General features: G+C 65.4%; 24 protein-coding genes and 1 tRNA gene. 10 read left to right on the top strand and 15 right to left on the bottom strand.

Annotated elements, in window-relative coordinates:
• Positions 1-5: 5 nt before the first annotated feature.
• From CHRYSEO8AT_RS00700 to CHRYSEO8AT_RS00720, 5 genes are all read left to right on the top strand, one after another.
• Complete coding sequence (locus CHRYSEO8AT_RS00700; RefSeq protein WP_159844841.1) at positions 6-560, top strand: FKBP-type peptidyl-prolyl cis-trans isomerase; 555 nt, start codon at positions 6-8, stop codon at positions 558-560.
• A 56-nt stretch (positions 561-616) separates the two neighbouring features.
• A complete protein-coding gene (locus tag CHRYSEO8AT_RS00705; protein ID WP_159844844.1) occupies positions 617-1633 on the top strand; it encodes an alpha/beta fold hydrolase in 1017 nt (338 codons plus the stop codon).
• Positions 1634-1761: 128 nt separating this feature from the next.
• Positions 1762-2247 carry a hypothetical protein gene (locus CHRYSEO8AT_RS00710; protein WP_159844847.1) on the top strand — a complete coding sequence of 162 codons (486 nt, stop codon included), beginning with the start codon at positions 1762-1764 and terminating at the stop codon, positions 2245-2247.
• 136 nt (positions 2248-2383) lie between these two features.
• Entirely contained in the window at positions 2384-4351 is a 1968-nt protein-coding gene (locus CHRYSEO8AT_RS00715) for a M61 family metallopeptidase (protein ID WP_159844850.1), read from the top strand.
• Positions 4352-4468: 117 nt separating this feature from the next.
• On the top strand, positions 4469-6523 hold the full coding sequence (locus CHRYSEO8AT_RS00720; RefSeq protein ID WP_201304316.1) for a M61 family metallopeptidase: 2055 nt from the start codon (positions 4469-4471) through the stop codon (positions 6521-6523).
• 87 nt (positions 6524-6610) lie between these two features.
• Here the strand turns inward: CHRYSEO8AT_RS00720 and CHRYSEO8AT_RS00725 are convergent, their stop codons facing one another.
• Positions 6611-7291, bottom strand: a complete 681-nt coding sequence (locus CHRYSEO8AT_RS00725; RefSeq protein ID WP_159844853.1) for a type 1 glutamine amidotransferase domain-containing protein — start codon at positions 7289-7291, stop codon at positions 6611-6613.
• 121 nt (positions 7292-7412) lie between these two features.
• Here CHRYSEO8AT_RS00725 and CHRYSEO8AT_RS00730 point away from each other — a divergent pair, with 121 nt between their 5' ends.
• Entirely contained in the window at positions 7413-8327 is a 915-nt protein-coding gene (locus tag CHRYSEO8AT_RS00730) for a PHB depolymerase family esterase (RefSeq protein WP_159844875.1), read from the top strand.
• A 192-nt stretch (positions 8328-8519) separates the two neighbouring features.
• On the opposite strand, the gene rplL is transcribed toward CHRYSEO8AT_RS00730, so the two are convergent.
• Both rplL and rplJ read right to left on the bottom strand, forming a co-directional pair.
• The gene (gene rplL, locus CHRYSEO8AT_RS00735; protein ID WP_135193045.1) at positions 8520-8903 is read right to left on the bottom strand and encodes a 50S ribosomal protein L7/L12; all 384 of its coding nucleotides are present in this window, start codon (positions 8901-8903) and stop codon (positions 8520-8522) included.
• Between the two features lie 62 nt (positions 8904-8965).
• Positions 8966-9481 carry a 50S ribosomal protein L10 gene (gene rplJ, locus CHRYSEO8AT_RS00740; RefSeq protein ID WP_135193046.1) on the bottom strand — a complete coding sequence of 172 codons (516 nt, stop codon included), beginning with the start codon at positions 9479-9481 and terminating at the stop codon, positions 8966-8968.
• Positions 9482-9799: 318 nt separating this feature from the next.
• On the opposite strand from rplJ, the gene CHRYSEO8AT_RS00745 reads away from it, so the two are divergent.
• Positions 9800-10507: a glutathione S-transferase gene (locus CHRYSEO8AT_RS00745; RefSeq protein WP_159844877.1), complete on the top strand. Its 708-nt coding sequence runs from the start codon at positions 9800-9802 to the stop codon at positions 10505-10507.
• On the opposite strand, the gene CHRYSEO8AT_RS00750 is transcribed toward CHRYSEO8AT_RS00745, so the two are convergent.
• From CHRYSEO8AT_RS00750 to CHRYSEO8AT_RS00765, 4 genes are all read right to left on the bottom strand, one after another.
• Positions 10504-11058 (bottom strand): DUF2059 domain-containing protein, encoded by a 555-nt coding sequence (locus CHRYSEO8AT_RS00750; RefSeq protein ID WP_159844880.1) that lies wholly within the window; start codon positions 11056-11058, stop codon positions 10504-10506. The two genes, CHRYSEO8AT_RS00745 and CHRYSEO8AT_RS00750, sit on opposite strands and share 4 nt — an antisense overlap.
• Positions 11059-11129: 71 nt before the next feature.
• Positions 11130-11579 carry an NUDIX hydrolase gene (locus CHRYSEO8AT_RS00755; RefSeq protein WP_159844883.1) on the bottom strand — a complete coding sequence of 150 codons (450 nt, stop codon included), beginning with the start codon at positions 11577-11579 and terminating at the stop codon, positions 11130-11132.
• Positions 11580-11702: 123 nt separating this feature from the next.
• Entirely contained in the window at positions 11703-12764 is a 1062-nt protein-coding gene (locus tag CHRYSEO8AT_RS00760; RefSeq protein ID WP_201304317.1) for an AI-2E family transporter, read from the bottom strand.
• Positions 12765-12854: 90 nt separating this feature from the next.
• The gene (locus CHRYSEO8AT_RS00765; RefSeq protein WP_159844889.1) at positions 12855-13271 is read right to left on the bottom strand and encodes a helix-turn-helix domain-containing protein; all 417 of its coding nucleotides are present in this window, start codon (positions 13269-13271) and stop codon (positions 12855-12857) included.
• A 53-nt stretch (positions 13272-13324) separates the two neighbouring features.
• Here CHRYSEO8AT_RS00765 and CHRYSEO8AT_RS00770 point away from each other — a divergent pair, with 53 nt between their 5' ends.
• On the top strand, positions 13325-13933 hold the full coding sequence (locus CHRYSEO8AT_RS00770) for an NAD(P)-dependent oxidoreductase (RefSeq protein ID WP_159844892.1): 609 nt from the start codon (positions 13325-13327) through the stop codon (positions 13931-13933).
• Positions 13934-14007: 74 nt separating this feature from the next.
• Here CHRYSEO8AT_RS00770 and rplA read toward each other — a convergent pair whose 3' ends face one another.
• The 8 genes from rplA to aspS form a co-directional block, all read right to left on the bottom strand.
• Positions 14008-14697, bottom strand: a complete 690-nt coding sequence (gene rplA, locus CHRYSEO8AT_RS00775; protein ID WP_159844895.1) for a 50S ribosomal protein L1 — start codon at positions 14695-14697, stop codon at positions 14008-14010.
• 3 nt (positions 14698-14700) lie between these two features.
• Positions 14701-15132, bottom strand: a complete 432-nt coding sequence (rplK, locus tag CHRYSEO8AT_RS00780) for a 50S ribosomal protein L11 (RefSeq protein WP_135193053.1) — start codon at positions 15130-15132, stop codon at positions 14701-14703.
• A gap of 228 nt (positions 15133-15360) precedes the next feature.
• Complete coding sequence (nusG, locus tag CHRYSEO8AT_RS00785; protein WP_159844899.1) at positions 15361-15936, bottom strand: transcription termination/antitermination protein NusG; 576 nt, start codon at positions 15934-15936, stop codon at positions 15361-15363.
• A gap of 13 nt (positions 15937-15949) precedes the next feature.
• Positions 15950-16264, bottom strand: a complete 315-nt coding sequence (gene secE / locus CHRYSEO8AT_RS00790; protein ID WP_159844902.1) for a preprotein translocase subunit SecE — start codon at positions 16262-16264, stop codon at positions 15950-15952.
• Positions 16265-16334: 70 nt separating this feature from the next.
• Positions 16335-16410, bottom strand: a tRNA-Trp gene (locus CHRYSEO8AT_RS00795).
• Between the two features lie 95 nt (positions 16411-16505).
• On the bottom strand, positions 16506-17840 hold the full coding sequence (locus CHRYSEO8AT_RS00800; RefSeq protein ID WP_201304318.1) for a hemolysin family protein: 1335 nt from the start codon (positions 17838-17840) through the stop codon (positions 16506-16508).
• A 96-nt stretch (positions 17841-17936) separates the two neighbouring features.
• On the bottom strand, positions 17937-18071 hold the full coding sequence (locus tag CHRYSEO8AT_RS16215; RefSeq protein ID WP_255451352.1) for a hypothetical protein: 135 nt from the start codon (positions 18069-18071) through the stop codon (positions 17937-17939).
• Positions 18072-18219: 148 nt separating this feature from the next.
• Complete coding sequence (gene aspS / locus CHRYSEO8AT_RS00805) at positions 18220-20052, bottom strand: aspartate--tRNA ligase (protein WP_159851553.1); 1833 nt, start codon at positions 20050-20052, stop codon at positions 18220-18222.
• Between the two features lie 168 nt (positions 20053-20220).
• Between aspS and CHRYSEO8AT_RS00810 the strand changes: the two genes are divergently transcribed.
• On the top strand, positions 20221-21195 hold the full coding sequence (locus tag CHRYSEO8AT_RS00810) for a hypothetical protein (protein WP_159844905.1): 975 nt from the start codon (positions 20221-20223) through the stop codon (positions 21193-21195).
• Between the two features lie 8 nt (positions 21196-21203).
• Positions 21204-21491 (top strand): YciI family protein, encoded by a 288-nt coding sequence (locus CHRYSEO8AT_RS00815; RefSeq protein ID WP_159844908.1) that lies wholly within the window; start codon positions 21204-21206, stop codon positions 21489-21491.
• Positions 21492-21536 lie beyond the last annotated feature (45 nt).

Here is a 21536-nt window from a genome sequence, read left to right on the forward strand (position 1 = left end):
GTCATATGACACGCATCGCCCTGCCCCTGCTCGCCCTTCTTACATTGTCCGCCTGCGCCACACGCGGCGAACCCGTCACCTACGCCGAGACCGCCTCGGCCGCCGCCCATGCGGCCGCCGCCGTCGCCGGCCAGGGCGGCCAGACCCCGCAACAGGCGTGGGACGCCGGCAACACCGCCTATCTGGCCTGGAACGGCGCCCGTCGCGGCTGGACGACCACCGAAAGCGGCCTGCAATACCGCCGCGTCGGCAAGGCTCATCCCAACGGCGCCCAGCCCTCCGGGTCCGACACGGTCAAGGTCCACTATCGCGGCACCTTCATCGACGGGCGCGAGTTCGACAGCTCCTATTCCCGCAACGAACCGGCCGAGTTCCCCCTGAACCGCGTCATCAAGGGCTGGACCGAGGGCGTCGCCCTGATGCGCGTCGGCGAGATCTATGAGTTCGTCATCCCCGCCTCGCTCGGCTACGGCTCGCGCTGGGTCGGCGGCGACGAGCTTCCGCCCAACTCGACCCTGCGCTTCTCGGTCGAACTGCTTGAGGTCAAACCGGCGGGCTGACCGGACAACGGGTCGCGGGGCGGAACGGCGACGGGACTTGGAGGGTTCGCCCCGTGATGATCCGCACCCTCCTCTCCGCCTCGCTCGCCGCGCTCCTCGCCGTCGCCGCCCCGGCATCGGCCCAGGAAAGTCGGCCTGACCGCCCCACCTACGGTCCTCGGCTGGAGCGGTACGACTACCCCTTCCCGGTCCGAACCTACGGCTTCACCTCCCAGCGCCAGCCGCTGGAGATGACCTATATGGACGTGGCCCCGACCGGCTCGGCCAACGGCCGTACGGCGGTCTTGCTGCATGGCAAGAACTTCTGCGCCGCCACCTGGGCCCCGACCATCCGCGTCCTGGCCGACGCCGGTTTCCGCGTCGTCGCCATCGATCAGATCGGCTTCTGCAAAGCCTCCAAACCCGACGCTTACCAGTTCAGCCTGCCGCAACTGGCGACCAACACCAGGGGCCTGCTCGACAGCCTGAACATCGACCGCGCCGTGGTGATCGGCCATTCGATGGGCGGCATGCTGGCCAGCCGGTTCGCCATCATGCACCCCGACGCCGTCGAACATCTGGTCCTGGTCAATCCCATCGGTCTTGAGGACTGGCAGGCCGAGGGCGTCCCCTACGCCTCGCTGGACGCCGCCTACGCCAATGAGCGCCGCACCAACTTCGACAGCATCAAGGCCTATCAGCAGAAGGTCTATTACGACGGCCAGTGGCGGCCCGAATACGACGAGCCCGTCGCCATGCTCGCGGGCATGTACACCGGCCCCGGCGGCGACGCCGTCGCCTGGAACCAGGCCCAGACCTCGGACATGATCTTCACCCAGCCCATCGCGCACGAGTTCGCCCGCATCGCCGCCCCGACCACATTGATCATCGGCGGCACCGACCGCACCGCCCCCGGCGCCAACCGCGCCTCGACCGAGGTTCAGGCCCGCCTCGGCCAGTATCCCGCCCTTGGCCGCCGCACCGCCGAGGCCATTCCCGACGCGACCCTGATTGAGTTTTCAGACCTGGGCCACGCCCCCCAGACCCAGGATCCCGACCGCTTCCACGAAGCCCTGCTGAAGGCCCTGAACTGACCCACTATGCGGGCTGGAAGGGGCTTTTCATCCTAATGCCGAACACAAACCCCGGGCCTTTCAGCAGCTTGGAACTTTGAACCGACTTTCTTCCGGCCATAGGTAGCGCCGCCCGCATCATGGGTGCCATGACCGATGACAACTCCGATACTCAACCGAACTCCCCCGACTGGACCCGTCGCTCCGCCGCGACCTGGGCCGCCGCCCGCAAGGACTATCTCGCCGGCGGTTTCGCCGTCGAGGTGTGCGAGCGTCATGGCCTCAGCCTCTCGACCTTCCGCTGGCGCGCCCGCACCGAGGGTTGGCGCCGATCGGATCAGCCGCATGGCGCCGTGTTCGAGCCGCTCGACACTTACGAACTGGCCTTCATCGACCAACGCCTGCCCTGCAACGCCGCCGACATGGCGCGACTGGCCTGGGCCAATGCCTCCAAGGCGATGATCGACGGAAAGCTGATCGAGGCGCGGGGCTGGTCCCGCCTTCACCAGGATCTCGCCGCCGTCGCCAAGACCGACGATCACGCCGTGCGCTACTATCGCGGCATGGCGAACGACCCGAAACGGCAGCACAATCTACCCACCACCCCGCCGCTGCGCCCGATGGAGGAAGACTGATCGAATTTGCACTTTCTTGCATTTTGCACGCGTTTTCGGGGTGCAGTGCAATTTGGGATCGGCGCTGAAGCTTGACGCCCCGCCCCCTGCGGCGGACTGTCGCGGCTACCCGCATGTCGCCTCCCAAGAGTTCTCGATGATCCGTCCCTGCCTGCGCGCCGCTCCCTTTGGTCTTGGCCTCGCCTTCCTGCTCATCTCGACCGCCCCCGCCGCCCTGGCGCAGCAGGCCTCCACCTATCCGCCCGCCCTGCGTTCAGCCCTGCCACCGATCCCCGACGCCCAGGACATCGCCTATCCCGGCGTCATCACGCTCGACATCGACGCCACCAACCTGGCCCAGCACATCTTCGCCGTGACCGAGACCATCCCCGTCGCCAACGCCGGCCCGATGACCCTGTTCTTCCCTGAATGGCTGCCCGGCAACCACGGCCCCGTCGGCCCCATCGCCCAGTTGGCGGGCATCGAGATCACCACCAACGGCCAGCGCGTCGAGTGGGTGCGCGACCCCCTGCATCCCTTCGCCTATCACGTCGTCGTCCCGGCCGGCGCGACCGCGCTGAACATCACCATGCAGCACCTGTCGCCGACGACCGGCGCCCAGGGCCGCATCACCATGACGCCCGAGATGCTGAACATTCAGTGGGAGAAGATGCTGCTCTATCCCGCCGGCCACTGGTCGCGGAACATCACGGTTCAGCCCACGGTCAAGTTCCCGACCGGCTGGCAGTTCGGCACGGCGCTGGAGCCCGAAACCAAGACCGGCGACGTCCAGACCTTCAAGCCCGTCAATCTGGAAGTCCTGATCGACAGCCCGGTCTTCGCCGGCGTCCACTATCGCCAGATCGACCTGAACCCCGGCGGCCGTTCGCCCGTCCGCGCCAACTTCGTCGCCGACAAGGCCGACAGCCTGAACGCCACCGACGACCAGATCCAGATCCTGCGCAACCTGGTCGACCAGATGGACCGCCTGTATGGCGCGCGCCACTTCGACCATTACGACTTCCTGATCGCCATGACCGACAAGCTGGGCGGCATCGGGCTGGAACATCACCGCAGTTCGGAGAACTCCGTCGATCCCGCCTTCTTCACCGGCTGGGATACGCATCTGGGCGACCGCGACCTGCTCAGCCACGAGATGAACCACTCGTGGGACGGCAAATGGCGCCGCCCCGCCGACCAGTATGTGCCCAACTTCAACTCGCCCCTGCAGAACAGCCTGCTGTGGGTCTATGAGGGCCAGACCCAATACTATGGTCAGGTCATCGCCGCCCGGTCGGGCCTGCTGACCAAACAGCAGGCGATGGACTCTCTGGCCATGACCGCCGCCACCTATGACACCCGCGTCGGCCGCGAATGGCGCGCGATGCAGGACACCACCAACGACCCGATCATCAGCCAGCGCCAGCCCAAGGGCTGGCTGTCGTGGCAGCGTGACGAGGACTACTATTCCGAGGGCCAACTGATCTGGCTCGACGTCGATACGACGATCCGCGAGAAGACAGGCGGTCGCAAATCGCTCGACGACTTCGCCCGCGCCTTCTACGGCGTCCGCGACGGCGACTACGCCCCCGCCCCCTATACGTTCGAGGATGTGGTCGCGGCCTTGAACGGCGTCGTCGCCAACGACTGGGCGACCTTCCTGCGCACCCGCCTGGACGCCGACGGCCCCGACGCCCGCGCCCCGCTGGACGGCCTGGCGCGCGGCGGCTGGCGCCTGGCCTTCACCGACAAGCCCACCGACTACATGAAGACGCTCTATGCCGAGCTGAAGCGCAACGACTTCACCTATTCCCTGGGCTTCCAGACCGGCGAGGCCAACAAGATCCGCAGCGTCCAGTGGGACAGCCTGGCCTTCAAGTCGGGTCTCGCCGCAGGCATGGAGATCGTCGCCGTCAACGGCCAGGCCGCCACCCCCGATCGCCTGACCGAAGCCGTCACCGCCGCCAAGGACCCCGCGACGCCCATCACCCTGATCGTCAAGGATGACGACCAATACCGCACCGTCGTCTTCGACTACCACGACGGCCTGCGCTACCCCCGCTTGGAACGCATCGAGGGAACCCCCGACCGCCTCGGCGACATCCTGACGGCGCGCCGGCGCTGAGCAGCACACTCACCCGTCTCCTCCCCATCTGCGATGGGGAGGAGACACAACGCCACGCTTGACGCATCGCATCGCGCCCCCGACGGTGCGGCTTCCCTTGCCGACCCGGATGACCTGATGCCGCGTACCCGCCTGACCGCCGCCTGCCTCGCCGTCCTGATGACGACCGCCGCCGCGCCAGCGATGGCCCAGACCTTCCAGTCCACTCCCGTCATCACCGATGCGACACAGGCGCCGCTGGCCCTGCCCCGCGCCCAGCCGGCCATCCCCGCGCCCCAGGACAAGCCCTATCCCGGCGTCATCCAGTACCGCGCCGACATCACCGATCTGGACCGCCGGATCATCAACGTCAGCCAGACCATCCCCGTCGCCGGTCCCGGCCCGCTGACCCTGCTCTATCCCAAGTTCCTGCCCGGCAACCACGCCGCCACCGGCCCGATTCAGCTCATCTCCGGCCTGACCGTGACCGCCAATGGTCAGCGGATCGAGTGGCTGCGCGACACCCTCGACCCCTACGCCTTCCACCTCGACATCCCGGCCGGCGTCACCAGCATCGACATCGCCTTCCAGCAACTGACCCAGCCCGACAGCTCGAACTGGCGCGTGCTGATGACCCCGGCGATGGTCAATCTTCAGTGGGAGAAGGCCATTCTCTATCCGGCCGGCTATTTCAGCCGCCAGATTCAGGTCGCCCCGAGCGTCGTCCTGCCCGCCGGCTGGAAATATGGCACGGCCCTGAGCACGGCCTCGCAAGACGGCGACGTGGCGACCTTTGCGACGACCGACCTCTACACCCTGATCGACAGCCCCATCTTCGCCGGCGCCCACTATCGCCGCGTGGACATCGACCCCAGCGGCGACCGCGTCCACCTGAACATCCTGGCCGACGAGGCCAAGGGCCTGGCCGCCACGGACGACCAACTCAAGCTGTTCGAAAACATGGTCCAGCAGGCCGACCGCCTGTTCGGCGCCCGCCACTTCGACAACTACCAGTTCCTGTTCGCCCTGACCGATCAGATGGGCGGCATCGGCCTGGAGCATCACCGCAGTTCGGAAAACACAGGCGCCCCCGACTTCTTCACCAACTGGGCCAAGAGCGCCGGCGACCGGGGCCTATTGCCCCACGAATACACCCACTCCTGGAACGGCAAGTTCATGCGCCCCGCGGACGAGCTGACCGCCAACCACAACGTCCCGACCCAGAACACCCTGCTGTGGGTCTATGAGGGCCAGACAGAATACTGGGGCGACGTCCTCGCCGCCCGCTCAGGCCTGCATTCCAGGGACGTGGCGCTGGCCACCCTGGCCACTGTCGCCGCCTTCTATGACGAACAGCCGGGCCGTCAGTGGCGCGCGCTACAGGACACCAACAACCACAATCTGCTGGGCTACCGCGTGCCGGGCCAGTTCACCTCGTGGATGCGCGGCACCGGCGACTATTACCGCGAGAGCCTGCTGGTCTGGCTGGACGCCGACACCCTGATCCGCGAGGGCACGAATGGGCGCAAGTCCCTCGATGATTTCGCCCGGGGCTTCTTCGGCCACAACGACGGCGAATGGGCGCCCCAGGGCTATCGGTTCGAGGATGTGGTCGCCGCCCTGAACGCCGTCTATCCGCACGACTGGGCCGAGTTCCTGCGCAGCCGTCTGGACGCCGTCGGGCCGGACGCCAAGGCGCCCCTGGCCGGGATCGAACGTGGCGGCTGGCGCCTGACCTACACCGACACGCCGTCGGCGGCGGAAAAGTCGGTCCAGACCGGCTGGGCCAACGACTTCCAGTATTCGCTGGGCTTCACCCTGACGGCGGAAAAGCTGACCAACATCCGTTGGGGCGGCCCCGCCTTCGAACAGGGCATCGGCGCCGGCTGGAGCCTGGTCGCCGTCAACGGCAAGACCGGCTCGGCCGAAGTTTTGCGCGACGCCGTCACCGCCGCGAAAGGGACCGACGCCCCCATCGAACTGCTGCTGAAATCCGGCGACCGTTTCCGCACCGTGGCCTTCGCCTACCACGACGGCCTGCGCTATCCGCGCCTGGAACGGATCGAGGGCACGCCCGACCGCCTGTCGGACATCCTCGCGCCCAGGCGGCGCCAAACACGCCTCCTCCCCACGCGTGGGGAGGGGGACCGCGTAGCGGTGGAGGGGCTCTTGAAGTCCCACAGGCGTCTGTGACGACCCAAAGAACCCCTCCGTCACGGCGCAAGGGGCGCCGCGTCTCCTCCCCATCGCTTCGCGACGGGGAGGAGACGGTCGTCGTCCTTAGGCCTTCAACAGCCCCAGCAGCGCCTCTGCCGCTTCACGCGACGAGCCTGGGTTCTGGCCGGTCACCAGCTTGCCGTCGGTCAGCACATACGACCCCCAGTCCGGCCCCTTGGAATAGTCGGCGCCATTGGCGATCAGCACGTTCTCGACCAGGAACGGCACCACGTCCGTCAGGCCCACCGCATCCTCTTCGGAGTTGGTGAAGCCCGTCACCTTGCGGCCGTTGACCAGCGGTTTGCCGTCCGCGCCGTTCACGGACTTCAGCACGCCGGGCGCATGGCAGACGAAGCCGGTCGGCTTGTCCGCCTTGGTGAAGGCCTCGATCAGGGCGATGGAATCCGCATCATTGGCCAGGTCCCACAGCGGCCCGTGACCGCCGGGATAGAAGACGGCGTCGAAATCATCGGCCTTCACCGACGACAGGACGACCGTGGAGGCCAGGGCGGCCTGGGCTTCGGCATCGGCCTTGAAGCGGCGCGTGTCGTCGGTCTGGGCGTCGGCGTCGTCGCTCTTGGGATCCAGCGGCGGCTGTCCGCCCTTGGGCGAGGCCAGCACGACCTCAGCGCCCGCATCCTTCAGCGCATAATAGGGGGCCGCCAGCTCTTCCAGCCAGAAGCCGGTCTTCTTGCCCGTGTCGCCGAGTTGATCGTGCGACGTCAGCACCAGCAGGATTTTCATAGGGGGAGGCTCCGTCTCTTGGGGTATCCACAGATGGGAAGCCCCACGCCGCCCCTCAAGGCTGGCCTCCACGGCGAAATCCCCCCACCCTGCCGGCTTCGTTCACGAGAGGTGAAATCGCATGAAGCGCTGGATCGGCCTGTTCGCCGCCCTGCTGGGCCTGATGACCTTCAGTCAGACCGCGCAGGCTGCGCCCTGCGGCATCGGCCAGGCGGGCGCGACCCAAACCCTCACCATCGGCCGGACCGGCCGCACGATGCTGCTGCACCTGCCCACCGGCTTCGATCTGAACAAGCCCGCACCCTTGGTCTTCCTGCTGCACGGCAGCGGCGGCACGGGCGAGAAGATGCTGGCCTCGTCTCGACTGGCGGAAACGGCGGACCGGCACGGCTTCATCGTCGCCGCGCCTGACGCCGGCATTCCGGTCGAGCGGGGCTTCGTCTGGAACATTCCCGGTGTCCCGACCATCACCGGCGCGGTTCCCGGCCCCAACGACGCCGACGACGTCGCCTATCTGACGACCGCCATCCGCTATCTGGCGGACCAGGGCTGTGTCGACAACAGCCGCGTCTATGCCACGGGCCTGTCGGGGGGCGGTCGGATGACGTCCTGGCTGGGATGTGTCGCCGCCGACCGGTTCGCCGCCATCGCCCCGGTCGTGGGCCTGCGCGCCGGCAATCCGAAGAAGGACCGGCCGGAAGAGCCCGATCCCGCCACCTGCCGCCCTTCGCGCCCCATGCCGGTGATCGCCTTCGCCGGCGACGCCGACACGACCAATCCGATCCAGGGCGGCGGCGCAGGCTACTGGCATTACACCATGCACGCCGCCGAACAGCGCTGGGCCCAGATCAACGGGTGCACCCAGGTGCGCGACACCCGCTGGGTCGCCGACAAAGTATATGAGGAAGGCTACGCCGCATGCCGCGACGGCGCGGACGTGGTGGGCCGCATCACCGCCGGCGGCGGCCACAGCTGGGTCGCCGACAACGACGCCCTCTGGGCCTTCTTCGCCGCGCGCACCCGACCGCAAAACTGAGCTGAAGCAAGGGGCGGCGCCTCACTCCCCGCCAACCGACCAGACACCGATCGGCCTCAAGTAGCGCCGGGCCTCAAGTAGCGCGGAGCGCGATAGGCCCAGCAAAAACTTGCGGTAGGCCCCACAAACAAAAAGACCCGGCGGTTTCCCGCCGGGCCTTTCCGATATTCAGCAAATGCCGAAAGTCAGATCTTACTTGATCTGGACCTTGGCGCCGGCTTCCGTCAGCTTCTTGGCGACTTCGTCGGCGTTCTGCTTGGAGACGTTCTCGACGACGTTCTGCGGAGCGCCTTCGACCAGGTCCTTGGCTTCCTTCAGACCCAGGTCCGAACGCACGCCACGGACTTCCTTGATCACGTTGATCTTCTTGTCGCCACCGTCCAGCAGGACGACGGTGAATTCGGTTTGCTCTTCGGCAGCTTCAGCCGGAGCACCGCCACCGGCAGCCGGAGCAGCCATGGCGACGGGAGCAGCGGCGCTGACGCCCCACTTTTCTTCAAGCAGCTTGGACAGTTCAGCGGCTTCGAGAACGGTCAGAGCGGACAGGTCTTCGACGATCTTGGCGAGGTCAGCCATTGTCAGTGTTCCTTCGGAGGATTGGTTTTAGAGAGTGATGCAGAGATGAAAGGCTGGGCCGCTTACGCGGCTTCCTTGGTGGCGTAGGCGTTGAACACGCGAGCCAGCTGACCGGCGGGTGCTTGCAACACGCCAGCGATACGAGTCGCAGGCGCGTTGAGCAGGCCGATGAGTTGGCTGCGGACTTCGTCGAGCGTCGGGAGCTTGGAAAGAACTTCCACGCCCTTTTGGTCGACGACGGTGTCGCCCATGAAGCCGCCGATGATCTTGAAGCGATCATTGGCCTTGGCGAACTCGGTGGCGACCTTGGCGGCCGTACCGGGGTTCTCGGAATAGGCGATGCCCACGGGACCCTTGAACAGGCCGTGGAATTCGCTGCCTTCTTCGGCTTCGAGCGCCTTCAGCGCCAGGCGGTTCTTGACCACCTTGAACGCGCCGCCTTCTTTACGAAGACGACCACGCAGATCTTCCATTTCCGCAACGGTCAGACCCAGGTTTTGGGTCACGACCACGGAGCCGGCGTCGGCGAATACGCCCTTGAGCGTTTCGATCGACTCGGCTTTTTGAGCGCGGTCCATTGCGGTCTCCAGTCTTGGTATTCGCCGCCGGGCTTATTCCCGACGACGGATTGGCCAAAGCGCCATGCATCGCTGCAAAGCGTTCGGGCCGGTCGTATTGTCCGAAGGATGCGTCTGACGGCGTCCGTCCCGGAATGCGGGCTGACAGCGCAGGGTCGCGTCCCCATCTCCCCACGGCGTCAGAGGGCTCTCTGACAGTTATGGCCTGGGTGACCCCCACGCCCCGAAGTTCTCGGACAGGACCGTCAAGGGAATGAACCAGTGACGGGAAGCGGCGCTCTTACAGGGACGGATCACGGAAATCAAGGCAGGGATCGCATGGCCTATGAACTCTACTACTGGCCGACCATCCAGGGCCGGGGCGAATTCGTCCGTCTGGCGCTGGAGGCGGCCGGCGCCGACTATGTCGATGTCTCGCGCCAGGACGACGGCGAGGCGATGATGAAGTTGATGGCCGACGCCATTACGCCGCCCTTCGCCCCGCCTTTCCTGCGCCTGGGCGACCGAACCATCGGACAGGTCGCCGCCATCCTGGCCTGGCTGGGTCCGCAACTCGGCCTCAGCCCCAATGGCGACAGCGACCGCGCCTGGCTGAACCAGATCCAGTTGACCCTGGCAGACCTGGTCGCCGAGGCGCATGACACCCACCATCCGGTCGATCTGATGGCCTATTACGACGACCAGAAACTCGAGGCCGCCCGACGCGCCGAGGGCTTTCGCAAGGAGCGGATCGCCAAATTCCTGGGCTGGGCCGAACAGGTGCTGGACCGAAACCCGCACGGCTCCGACTGGATGGTGGGCGACCGCCTGACCTATGCCGACCTGTCGCTGTTTCAGGTGGTCGAAGGCATGACCTACGCCTTTCCCAAGGCGTCGGCGCGCGTCCTGAAGACCACGCCCCACGTCGTCGCCGTGCGCGACCGCGTCGCCGCCCTGCCCCGCATCGCCGCCTATCTGGCCAGCCCGCGCCGCATCCCCTTCAACGAAGACGGCATCTTCCGCCGCTATCCCGAACTCGACGGCTAGCGGGTGGACTTGGCGGCCGTCTGGCCTTCGTCGCCACAGTCGAACCGGGCGCAGTATTTGGCCTCGAACTCCGTGTATAGACTGGTCATGGCCTCGGTCTGGGACTCTTGCGAGGCGACGCCCAGCGATATGGCCTTGGCCGCTACCGACCGACCGACGGGACTGCGATAGAAATCGATCTGACCGCGAAGCTCCTCCTCGGTGAAAATCTCCGCATAGATCGGCGCCAGATCGTCCATCAGCCGCGCGATCATTCTGGTCAGCATCGGCGGCATATTGGTGCGGACCCAAATAGCTTCCTCGCCGCCCTTCTCGTCCAGCTTGCTCATCTGGTCGCCCATGGCCCGCTCGAACTCCTTGGCGAAGTTGGGGCCTGTCGACAGGTCGATGAGTTCGCGCGCCAAGGCGCTGCGCCTTGCGAGCCCCTCGTCAGGCCGCACGACGACCACCAGCCGATCGTCACGTGACGTGTCCGTGTTGCTCTGTGCCTGCGCCGCAGTCGCGGCCGCGCCGAGCGCCAACCCAAGCGCAAGAATTCGAATGATGGTCATGAACAGCCTCCCCACGTCCTTTATCGACAAGCCACGGACTGCCTGACCAGCGAAAATCGCCCTGGGGTTGTTCAATCTTTCAGGGGCGTGGCGTCGAAGTCGCGGATCAAGGTGGCCAGATCGGGTTCGTGCACCAAATCCGCCGCCTCGCTCAGGCTCATCCAGCGGCGCTCGCGCTGGTGCGCCTCGGGCCAGGCGCCCAGTTGGACCAGCACCTGAAGCGGATAGACCGAAACCACGCACTGGCGCGCGCCGCCGTCCTTCAGACCCTTGGCGTAGCGGAAGACGCCGATGGAGGTCTGGTCCATCTCGCCACGCACTCCGGCTTCTTCCATGGCCTCCTGGGCCGCCGCTTCGGGATCGGTCTTGCCGACCATCCGGCCGCCCTTGGGGATGACCCAGCGGCGGGTCTCCCGCGAAGTTATCATCAGGATCTGACGACCGTCTTCCGTCTGGCGCCACGGCAGGGCCGCGACCTGACGGGTCTCGGACCGCGCCGTGCGTTTGGTGCCGGACGGCATCAGGCGCGGTTCCGCGAGGATCGGGTCTTGGGACAGGCCATGCGACGTTTTGCACCAGCGAAGGGATCAGCCCGTTCCAAAGGTGATCGCGCCGCCTGCGTCAAGCGAACTGACGCATACCCCCTATTTTTCGCCGGGCGCCTTCGCATCGGGATCCCCCAGCACATCCTGCCGATAGAGCATGGTGATCAGGGTGTGCAGCACCAATGCCAGCGGTGTGGCGAACAGCACGCCTAGCGGTCCGAACAGGGTGCCGATGCCCACCACGGCGAAGATGCCCAGAACGACCGGCAGGTTGGCCACGTTCTTCTGCACCATCGGCGTGATGAAGTTGCTCTCCAGCTGGGAGATGATGACGTGAACCAGCACGGCCAGCAGCGCCGTGTGCCAGCCCTGCGTCGCCGCCACCAGAACTGAGGGAATGGTCGAGACGATCGGCCCCACGATGGGCACGAACTGCGCAAGACCCGTCAGCAGCCCCAGGCCCAGGGCCGACGGCACGCCGATGATCGCCAGACCGATCCCGGTCAGCGTCCCCACCAGCACCATCGAGAACAGTTGCGCCTTCAGCCAGCCCTTCAGCGCCTTGCCGCAACTATTCAGCACCTGGCGCATGCGTGGACGGCGATCCATCGGCAACATGGACAGCAGCCCCTCGCGCGACTTGGCGGGCTCAATGGCCAGGAAGACGCCCGCCACGATGACCAGCACCATGGTGGTGACGCCGGCGGCGAACGAGATGGCGAACTGCTGCGCGACCTGCAGCGCCTGCCCTGCCCGGCTGCCCAGGTTCTGAAGCTGTTCCAGCACCTGCGCAGCATAGGGTTGGGCCTGGATCCAGCTCTGCACCTGCGCCCAGCCCTGGGGCAGGACGGCGATCAGACTGTTCACCTGATCGGCGATCTGGGTTCCGAACAGGGTCAATATCCCCGCCAGCACGGCCACCACAATCACCATGGACAGGAAGACCGCCAGCGGATCGGGAAGCCGAAGCCAGCGGACGATGGGATCGGCCAGCGCCCGCAGGATCACCGCCACCACGATGGCGCCGAAGATCAGCAGCCACAGCGTCTGCAACGTCACGATCAGCTGGACTGCGAAATAGGCCGAGACCAGCACGATGGCGCCGAACGCCAGCCGCCCCTTCCACGGGTCATGGCCACCCACGCCAGGCTTGTCGCCCATCAATTTTCCCAGTCCGAACATGTCGCCCCCTTCAAGGTCGCGACAGGAACGCAGGTCGAGCGTGGCCGTTCGCCGCACCCGATAAAAAAGTCAGTGGGCGTCGGACGATCGCGCGTCATAGGCCGTCTGGGCCGCCGCGACCTGGGGCATCTGGGTCTCGGCCCAGTCGATCATCGACTGCATGGCGGCCATCAGCGTGCAACCCAGCGGCGTCACCGCATAGGTCACGGAAACCGGCACGGTCGCCACGACGGACCGCGACACCAGGCCGTCGCGCTCCAGCGACTTCAGCGTCTGGCTCAGCATCTTCTGCGACACCCCATCGACCCGCTGCTTCAGGGCGTTGAACCGGATCGGCCCCTCGCCCAGCACGATCAGGATCAGGGTGCTCCACTTGTCCGCGATCCGGTCCAGCAACTGCCGCGTCGGACAGTTGGCCGCGAACACGTCGCCGCGCGTCCAGGTTTCCTGAAGGTGACCAGGTGTGTGAAAGGTGCCGTCTTGCATGGCTGCATCCCATAGCGCACCTGGTATCCATTGGATACCCAAAGGAGCCTTCCATGAAAATCGCAGTCCTCGGCGCCAGCGGTCGCGCCGGCTCGGAAATCACTAAGGAACTCGCAGCGCGCGGCCATTCCGTCACCGCCATCGCCCGCAAACCCGACGCCATCCCCGCCGCCGACGGCGTCACGCCCGTCGCGGGCGACGCCTCGGACGCCGCCGCCCTCGCTGACCTGATCAAGGGTTCGGACGCCGTCATCAGCGCCCTGCATTTCGACGTGCCCGCCGAGACCGTGCTGACCGCGCTCAAGACCGCAGGCGTGCCTCGCCTGCTCGTCACGGGCGGCGCCGCCAGCCTGGAGGTCGCGCCCGGCGTCCGCCTGATCGACACGCCCGAATTCCCCGAGGAATGGAAGGCCTTCGCCCAGGGCGGCATCGTCTTCCTGGACGCCCTGGGCCAAGAGACGGACATCGACTGGACCTTCTTCTCGCCCGCCGCCGTAATCGAGGAAACGCCTCGCCTGGGCCATTTCCGCACCGGAACCGACCAACTGGTCGTGGACGACAAGGGCGAGAGCAGGATCGGCTTTTCCGACTACGCCATCGCCATGGTGGACGAGCTGGAAAACCCCCAACACAGCCGCGCCCGCTTCACCGCGGCCTACTGAGGACTGCGTAACCGGCAAAGAAAAAGGCCCCGGAGATCGCTCTCCGGGGCCTTCGTCGTTCTAGCGTTGAGCGTTTATGCGCCCAGCGAGGACGGGTCGACCTTGAAGCCCGGGCCCATCGTCGAAGACAGGCTGATGCGCTTTACATAGGTGCCCTTGGCGCCCGACGGCTTGGAACGCACCAGAGCGTCCACGATGGCCTTCACGTTGGCTTCCAGGGCGTCCTGGGTGAACGAGACCTTGCCGATGCCGGCGTGGACGATGCCCGCCTTCTCGACGCGGAACTCGACGGCGCCGCCCTTGGCGTCCTTGACGGCCTGGGCCACGTTCGGGGTCACGGTGCCGACCTTGGGGTTCGGCATCAGGCCGCGCGGGCCCAGCACCTTACCCAGACGACCGACCAGGGCCATCATGTCCGGCGACGCGATCACGCGGTCGAACTCCATGAAGCCGCCGGCGATCTTTTCATACAGATCTTCGGCGCCGACGTGTTCGGCGCCGGCTGCGGTGGCTTCGGCGGCCTTGGCGTCCTTGGCGAAGACGGCGACGCGAACGTCACGGCCCGTACCCGACGGCAGGTTCACCACGCCACGGACCTGTTGGTCGGCGTGACGCGGATCGACGCCCAAATTGACGGCGATCTCAAGGGATTCGTCGAACTTCGACTTGGCGTTTTCCTTGGCCAGCTTGATGGCGTCGGAGAACGGCAGCAGGTCTTGGCTGACGCCGGTGCGGGCTTTTTGAGCCTTGGTTTGCTTGGCCATGGTTTAGCCCTCCACCACTTCGAGGCCCATCGCGCGGGCGGAGCCTTCGATGATCTTGGTCGCGGCGTCGAGGTCGTTCGCGTTCAGATCTTTCATCTTCTTTTCAGCGATCTCGCGCAGTTGCGAAACCTTGACCGTACCGGCCGTTTCACGACCGACCAGCTTGGAACCTGATTTCAGGCCCGTGGCCTGCTTCAGGTACCAGGTCGCCGGCGGCGTCTTGGTCAGGAAGGTGAACGACTTGTCCTGATAGACGGTGATCACGGTCGGAAGCGGGGTGCCCTTGGCTTCCTTCTCGGTGCGCGCGTTGAACTCCTTGCAGAAGCCCATGATGTTCACGCCGCGTTGACCCAGAGCCGGGCCGATCGGGGGCGAAGGCGTGGCCGAACCGGCCGGCACTTGCAGTTTGATATAGCCGAGAATCTTCTTGGCCATTGGTCTCTCCTATGAATGACCCGACGAACGAACGCAGGGCCGGTGAGCCGTGGTGCGGCATGGCTGCCTCCCACGGATTTGTCGCCCCGCGAGCCGAGGCCCGCCGAGCGAAGGCGCGCGTGTAACAGAGGGGGGCGATAAAGGCAACGCGCCGGTGTCCCCACGACGCCGAAACGAAAAAGCCGCGCCCTTTCGGACGCGGCTTCAAATCTGCGAGGTGCGTAGGCCTTAGCCCGAAACCTTCTCCACCTGGGCGTATTCCAGCTCGACCGGCGTGGCGCGGCCGAAGATGGACACGGCGACGCGCAGGCGAGCGTGTTCTTCGTCCACGCTTTCGACCGAACCGTCGAAGCTGGCGAACGGGCCGTCGATGACCTTGACCTTCTCGCCGATGTCGAAGCGGATGGTGGGCTTCGGACGTTCGACGCCCTCTTCCACCTGGCCGATGATGTTCTGAACTTCACGTTCCGAGACCGGCAGAGGCTTGGTGCCGCCCGCGGCGCCCAGGAAGCCCGTGACCTTCGGCGTGTTCTTGACCAGGTGATAGGCCTGGTCGGTCATTTCCATCTTCACCAGCACATAGCCGGGGAAGAATTTGCGTTCCGAGTTCACCTTGCGACCGCGACGGATCTCGACGACGTCCTCGGTCGGAACCAGGATTTCGGAGAAGGCGTCTTCCAGGCCCTGCTGCTTGGCCTGGTCGCGGATCTGCTCGGCGACCTTCTTCTCGAAGTTCGAGTAGGCGTTGACGATGTACCACTTGTGGCGCGGATTGGCGGGCTTTGCGGGCGCTGCATCGGTCATGGGCGCGTCTTTCTCAGGATCCGAGAGCGATGATGTAGCGGAAGGCGAAGCCCAGGCCGGTGTCCACGATCCAGAAGAAGATCGCGGCGATGATCACCATGATGAAGACCATCACCGAGGTGATCCAGGTCTCCTTGCGGCTGGGCCAGACGATCTTGCGGCCCTCGGCGCGAACCTGGCTGAGGAACTGGCCAGGGCTGGTGCGGGGCTTCTTGGGCTCGGGCGAATCGACCGTGATGGCGGCGGCGCCCGCGGCTTGCGGCTTGGCGCCGATCTGCGGCTTTGCGTTGCCCTGAGGCCGCTTGCCGGGAGTTTTGGCCTTGGCCATCAGTTGCTCTTCACACAATTGTTCCTGTCGCCCCAGATGGGAAGTCCCATCCGGAAGCGACAGGGGGGATTGGCAGGAGTTGGGGGACTCGAACCCACGACCCCCGGTTTTGGAGACCGGTGCTCTACCAGCTGAGCTAAACTCCTAGACAACCGCTCGAACCCAGAGGTCCGTGCGTTCGCCAGAGGGGGGCGTATGCCCGACACCGCCCTGCATTTCAAGGGCGATGTGACACTTGCGACTAGTCTTCCAGATGCGCGGCGATGGCGGCCCGCTCGTCCTGGGCTTTCACCAGTTCCTTGAAGATCAGCTTGTCGATGCGGCGGTCGTCCATGTCCACGACCTCGACCTCGAATCGTCCGACCTGCAGCACTTCGCCCTCGTCCGGCACGCGCGAGATCTGATGAAGAATCAGGCCCGCGACGGTGTGATAGCCCTCGTGCTCGCCGAAGTTCTCGCCCAGCTTGTCGGCCAGTTCGTCCAGATCAGTCTGGCCGTCGACCAGCCAGCTGCCGTCGGCGCGCTGATGGATCCAGGCCTGTTCCTCGTCGTGACCCTCGTTGAAGTCGCCGGCGATCATTTCCAGGATGTCGGTGGCCGTCACAACGCCTTCGAAGGCGCCGTATTCATCGACGATGAAGGCCATGTGGACCTTGGAACCCTTCAGGATCTCCAGCGCCTTCAACACCGATGTCGACTGGGGAATGAAGGCCGGTTCGGCGACCAGCGGCTCGATGTCGAACTTGCCGTGCGTCAGCAGGCTGTCCAGCAGGTCCTTCTTGTGGACCACGCCCAGCGGATTATCGACGTCGCTCTCGCGCGCCACCACGATCCGCGAATAGGGGCAGGTGCGAATCTCTTCGCGCAGCATCTCTTCGGGGTCGTCCAGCGCGATCCAGAACACGTCGTGGCGCGGCGTCATGGCCACCCGCACCGGACGGTCGCCCAGGCGCAAGATCTCTTCGATCATCACCTGTTCTTCGGGTTCGATCAGGCCGGCCGAGGTGCCTTCCGCCAGGATGGTCGCCACCTCTTCCTGGGTCACGTCCGAGCCGTCGCGGTCCTTGACGCCCAAGAGCTTGAGGATGCCCGAGGTCGAGGCTGTCAGCAGCAGGACGAACGGTTTCAGCACGATCGCCAGCTTGGAGATCGGCGCCGCCATCTTTGACGCCACCGCCTCCGGGAAGATCAGGGCGATACGTTTGGGCACCAGTTCGCCGATGATCAGCGACACATAGGTGATGCACACGACCACCAGGGCCGTGGCGAAGAATTCGGTGTAGGCGGTCAGCGCCGGGAAGGCGACTTCCAGAATGCGGTCCAACTCGCCGGCGATGGTCGCCTGGCCGTAGGCGCCCGCCAGAATGCCGATCAGGGTGATGCCCACCTGGACGGCGGACAGGAACTGAGTCGGTTCTTCGGACAGCTTCAACGCCGCCCTGGCCCCCCGGTCTCCCCGTTCCGCCCTCGCCTGGAGTTTGGATTTCCGCGAGGAGACGACCGCCAATTCAGTCATGGCGAACAAGCCGTTGAGCACCACCAGGAGCAGAACGACGACAATAGCGATGAGTAACATCTAGGGGGGTGTGGGGACCGACGCGGCGCAACATTCGGCGTCCGCAGCGCTACAATAGGGCAGGATCGCGACCAGCGCCACGTTTTCCTTTGCGCCTCAGCCCGCCCGCCCCGCATCGACCGAGCCGTAAGCCCCCGAGACCGGCCGCCCGGCCGCATCATACTGTGTCGCGCAGGCGCTCATGCCCAGGACAGTGCCGATGAAAAGACCCAGGCGGATGGCGCGTCGCATTTGGTTACCGAAAGATTAACGTCCGATCCGAACGTAAACCCCGGTTTCCGGTTGCAGGCAACAACGCTCGCCCTGAACGCGAATGACGCGTGCAGCAAAAAGGGGACGACTCGCGGCGTCCCCTTTGTCGTATTTGGTGCTGCCCCGATCAGACCTTGATCGGCAGGGCCGTGCGGATGTGAACGTCCTTGAGCTGGCGTTCTTCCGCCTCGGTCGGGGCGTTCATCAGCAGGTCTTCGCCCTGCTGGTTCAGCGGGAAGGCGATGACCTCGCGGATGGCCGTTTCGCCGGCCAGCAGCATGACGATGCGGTCGATGCCAGGGGCCAGGCCGCCGTGGGGCGGCGCGCCGTAGCGGAAGGCGTTCAGCATGCCGCCGAACTGCTCCTCGACCACCGAGGCGTCGTAGCCGGCGATCTCGAACGCCTTCAGCATGATCTCGGCCTTGTGGTTCCGGATCGCGCCCGAGCACAGCTCATAGCCGTTGCAGACGATGTCGTACTGATAGGCGCGGATGGTCAGCGGATCCTGACCTTCCAAGGCATCCAGCCCCCCTTGCGGCATCGAGAAGGGGTTGTGGCTGAAATCGACCTTCTTCTCTTCTTCCGACCATTCGAACATGGGGAAGTCGACGATCCAGCAGAATTTGAACTGGTTCTCGTCGATCAGCTTCAGCTCCGTGCCCACGCGAGTGCGGGCCAGACCGGCGAACTTGGCGAAGACCGACGGCAGACCGGCGGTGAAGAAGGCGGCGTCGCCCTGGCCCAGGCCCAGCGAGGCCATCAGGGTCTCGGTCGGTTCCTGACCCAGGTTCTTGGCGATGGGACCGCCCCAGGCGCCCTGGTCTTCCGACCAGAAGATATAGCCCAGGCCCGGCTGGCCTTCGCCTTGCGCCCAGCTGTTCATGCGGTCGCAGAAGGCGCGCGATCCGCCGGTCGGCGCCGGAATGGCCCAGACGGCGTTCTTGTCGTCCGCGCCCAGAATCTTGGCGAACAGACCGAAGCCGCCGTCTCGGAAGTGGTCGGACACCACCTGCATCTTGATCGGGTTGCGCAGGTCCGGCTTGTCCGAACCGTACCAGGCCATCGACTGGGCATAGGTCAGACGCTCGAAGCCCTTGTGCTCGAACGTCTCGCCGAAATCGTTGGTGAAGGTGTGGGCGCCGTCGATGGGCGAGACCGGCTTGCCCTCGCCGAACTCCTCGAACACGCCGTGCATCAGCGGCTCGATGGCGGCGAAGACGTCTTCCTGGGTCACGAAGCTCATCTCGACGTCGAGTTGGTAGAATTCCAGCGAACGGTCGGCGCGCAGGTCTTCATCGCGGAAGCAGGGGGCGATCTGGAAATAACGGTCGAAGCCCGAGACCATCAGCAGCTGTTTGAACTGCTGCGGCGCCTGCGGCAGCGCATAGAACTTGCCCGGATGCAGACGCGACGGCACCAGGAAGTCGCGCGCGCCTTCCGGCGACGAGGCGGTCAGGATCGGGGTCTGGTACTCCAGGAAGCCTTGGGCGACCATGCGCTGACGGATCGAGGAGATGACCCTGGAGCGCAGGACGATGTTCTTGTGCAGACGCTCACGACGCAGGTCCAGGAAGCGGTTGGCCAGGCGGATATCCTCGGGATACTCCTGATCGCCGAAAACCGGCATCGGCAGTTCTGCGGCTTCCGACAGGACCTCGACGCCCTGGACGCGGACTTCGATCTCGCCGGTCGGCAGGTTGGGGTTCACGACGCCGGCCTCGCGGGCCACGACCTCGCCGTCGATCTTGATCACGCTCTCGGCGCGCAGACGCTCGACGGCGGCGAAGCCGGGCGTTTCAGGGTGCAGCACCAGTTGCGTCAGGCCGTAGTGGTCGCGCAGATCGATAAACAGCAGGCCGCCATGATCGCGCTTCCTGTGCACCCAGCCGGACAGGCGAACAGCGGAACCGGCGTCGGAAGCGCGCAGGGCGCCGCAGGTGTGAGAGCGATAGGCGTGCATGAAACGAACCGTCTGGAGTATCTGGCGGTGGAATCCGACGCCGTCGGCGCCCGAAATCGAAGCGGCGTAGGGCGCATCATCGCCCCGGAAAGTCAAGGTTTCAGCCTTGCAGACGCACAGCGGAACTGCACATCCTGAGATCGCACCATACACCTTCAAGGTTGAGCCATGTTCCCCCGCGCGCTTGCTTCGCTGATGATGGCCGTCATCTTTGCCTGCTCTGATGGTTCCGCCGCTGCGGCTTTGGAGAAGATTCCACAAGGATTCGTCGGCCGCTGGGTCTGGACCGTAGAGGGTCGGCCGACCTTCCTCCTCGACATCGCCCGTGACCTCGCGGGCGAAACATCCATAACCCGCCCCGACAGGGTGAGCTTCTTTCGAGACGGCACGATCAGCGGAGCGGAAGGCGCGGTTTCAGTTCAGCCGTTATCGGTCGATATGGAAAGCCCTGACCGTTTGAAACTGGTGCGCAGGGAAGACGGATCGACCTATGAACTCGAACTGGTCGCTACTGGCGCTGCACGTCTGAGCTTGGCTGAGGGCATTCCATCCTTGACCCTCTACCGCCCCTATGACCCGACGAAGGTGATGACGGATTGGGGTGGAGATCGAACTTACCGACGCGAGTTGATCGTCGATCAACCGGCATCCAACCCTGAACTCGCAGCCTTGTACGAAGCGGATCAGGCGGCGCGACAATCTTCCGGCTCTTTGGGAGTTGAAGTCGCCACACGGGATCGAACACGGCGCGCCCGCGTCCACGAGCTTATGGCACAAGGCGATCTCGCCAGCGGCCGAGACTACTTCCACGCCGCCCTGATCTTCCAGCATGGAGATGAGGCGAACGATTACCTGCTGGCCCACGCCCTGGCCACGACCGCTATAGCCATGGGTGAGCCGATGGCCGGCGAACTCGCCGCCGCCTCGCTGGATCGCTATCTGCAGAGCATTGGGCAGAGCCAAATCTACGGCACCCAGTTTAAGGTGCCCAATGACGGTAGCGAGGTGACCCAAGGGGCTTATGATCGAGACCTGTTGCCGGACGCCGTGAGAACGGCCGTCGGCGTGCCTGGCCTTGCTGCACAGGAAGAACAGCGCCAAGCGTATGCGCGAGAGAGAGACGCTTCCGTCGCTGGCAAATAAGGATCGCCATGTTCATCGTCACCATCACCTACACCCAGCCGATCGAAGCCATCGAGGCGCGGACGGTCGAGCATCGCGAATGGCTGGACGTCCATGTCGCAAGCGGCCTGATCATCGCCGCCGGGCCGATGGTTCCGCGCACCGGCGGCATCCTGGTGGTGCGCAGCGGGGGGACGAAAGAGGAGCTGGAGGCCCTGCTGAAGGCCGATCCGTTCCAGATCCACGGCCTGGCCGACTATGCGGTCACCGAGTTCAAGGCGGGCAAGTTGAACCCCGCCCTGGCCGAATTCGCCTGATTCCATCCACAGGGGCGAGGTTCGCTCCCCGGAACCAACAGAGCG

The organism is Brevundimonas sp. G8 (genome assembly GCF_902506205.1).
Taxonomy (GTDB): domain Bacteria; phylum Pseudomonadota; class Alphaproteobacteria; order Caulobacterales; family Caulobacteraceae; genus Brevundimonas.

Coding starts and splice junctions, on each gene's coding strand:
- CHRYSEO8AT_RS00705 (WP_159844844.1), top strand. CDS start 617: ATGATCCGCACCCTCCTCTCCGCCTCGCTCGCCGCGCTCCTCGCCGTC.
- CHRYSEO8AT_RS00730 (WP_159844875.1), top strand. CDS start 7,413: ATGAAGCGCTGGATCGGCCTGTTCGCCGCCCTGCTGGGCCTGATGACC.
- CHRYSEO8AT_RS00750 (WP_159844880.1), bottom strand. CDS start 11,058: ATGACCATCATTCGAATTCTTGCGCTTGGGTTGGCGCTCGGCGCGGCC.
- rplL (WP_135193045.1), bottom strand. CDS start 8,903: ATGGCTGACCTCGCCAAGATCGTCGAAGACCTGTCCGCTCTGACCGTT.
- rplK (WP_135193053.1), bottom strand. CDS start 15,132: ATGGCCAAGAAGATTCTCGGCTATATCAAACTGCAAGTGCCGGCCGGT.
- CHRYSEO8AT_RS00800 (WP_201304318.1), bottom strand. CDS start 17,840: ATGTTACTCATCGCTATTGTCGTCGTTCTGCTCCTGGTGGTGCTCAAC.
- CHRYSEO8AT_RS00760 (WP_201304317.1), bottom strand. CDS start 12,764: ATGGGCGACAAGCCTGGCGTGGGTGGCCATGACCCGTGGAAGGGGCGG.
- CHRYSEO8AT_RS00765 (WP_159844889.1), bottom strand. CDS start 13,271: ATGCAAGACGGCACCTTTCACACACCTGGTCACCTTCAGGAAACCTGG.
- CHRYSEO8AT_RS00710 (WP_159844847.1), top strand. CDS start 1,762: ATGACCGATGACAACTCCGATACTCAACCGAACTCCCCCGACTGGACC.
- CHRYSEO8AT_RS00725 (WP_159844853.1), bottom strand. CDS start 7,291: ATGAAAATCCTGCTGGTGCTGACGTCGCACGATCAACTCGGCGACACG.
- CHRYSEO8AT_RS00745 (WP_159844877.1), top strand. CDS start 9,800: ATGGCCTATGAACTCTACTACTGGCCGACCATCCAGGGCCGGGGCGAA.
- CHRYSEO8AT_RS00720 (WP_201304316.1), top strand. CDS start 4,469: ATGCCGCGTACCCGCCTGACCGCCGCCTGCCTCGCCGTCCTGATGACG.
- rplA (WP_159844895.1), bottom strand. CDS start 14,697: ATGGCCAAGCAAACCAAGGCTCAAAAAGCCCGCACCGGCGTCAGCCAA.
- CHRYSEO8AT_RS00755 (WP_159844883.1), bottom strand. CDS start 11,579: ATGCCGTCCGGCACCAAACGCACGGCGCGGTCCGAGACCCGTCAGGTC.
- CHRYSEO8AT_RS00770 (WP_159844892.1), top strand. CDS start 13,325: ATGAAAATCGCAGTCCTCGGCGCCAGCGGTCGCGCCGGCTCGGAAATC.
- nusG (WP_159844899.1), bottom strand. CDS start 15,936: ATGACCGATGCAGCGCCCGCAAAGCCCGCCAATCCGCGCCACAAGTGG.
- CHRYSEO8AT_RS16215 (WP_255451352.1), bottom strand. CDS start 18,071: ATGCGACGCGCCATCCGCCTGGGTCTTTTCATCGGCACTGTCCTGGGC.
- CHRYSEO8AT_RS00810 (WP_159844905.1), top strand. CDS start 20,221: ATGTTCCCCCGCGCGCTTGCTTCGCTGATGATGGCCGTCATCTTTGCC.
- rplJ (WP_135193046.1), bottom strand. CDS start 9,481: ATGGACCGCGCTCAAAAAGCCGAGTCGATCGAAACGCTCAAGGGCGTA.
- secE (WP_159844902.1), bottom strand. CDS start 16,264: ATGGCCAAGGCCAAAACTCCCGGCAAGCGGCCTCAGGGCAACGCAAAG.
- CHRYSEO8AT_RS00715 (WP_159844850.1), top strand. CDS start 2,384: ATGATCCGTCCCTGCCTGCGCGCCGCTCCCTTTGGTCTTGGCCTCGCC.
- CHRYSEO8AT_RS00700 (WP_159844841.1), top strand. CDS start 6: ATGACACGCATCGCCCTGCCCCTGCTCGCCCTTCTTACATTGTCCGCC.
- CHRYSEO8AT_RS00815 (WP_159844908.1), top strand. CDS start 21,204: ATGTTCATCGTCACCATCACCTACACCCAGCCGATCGAAGCCATCGAG.
- aspS (WP_159851553.1), bottom strand. CDS start 20,052: ATGCACGCCTATCGCTCTCACACCTGCGGCGCCCTGCGCGCTTCCGAC.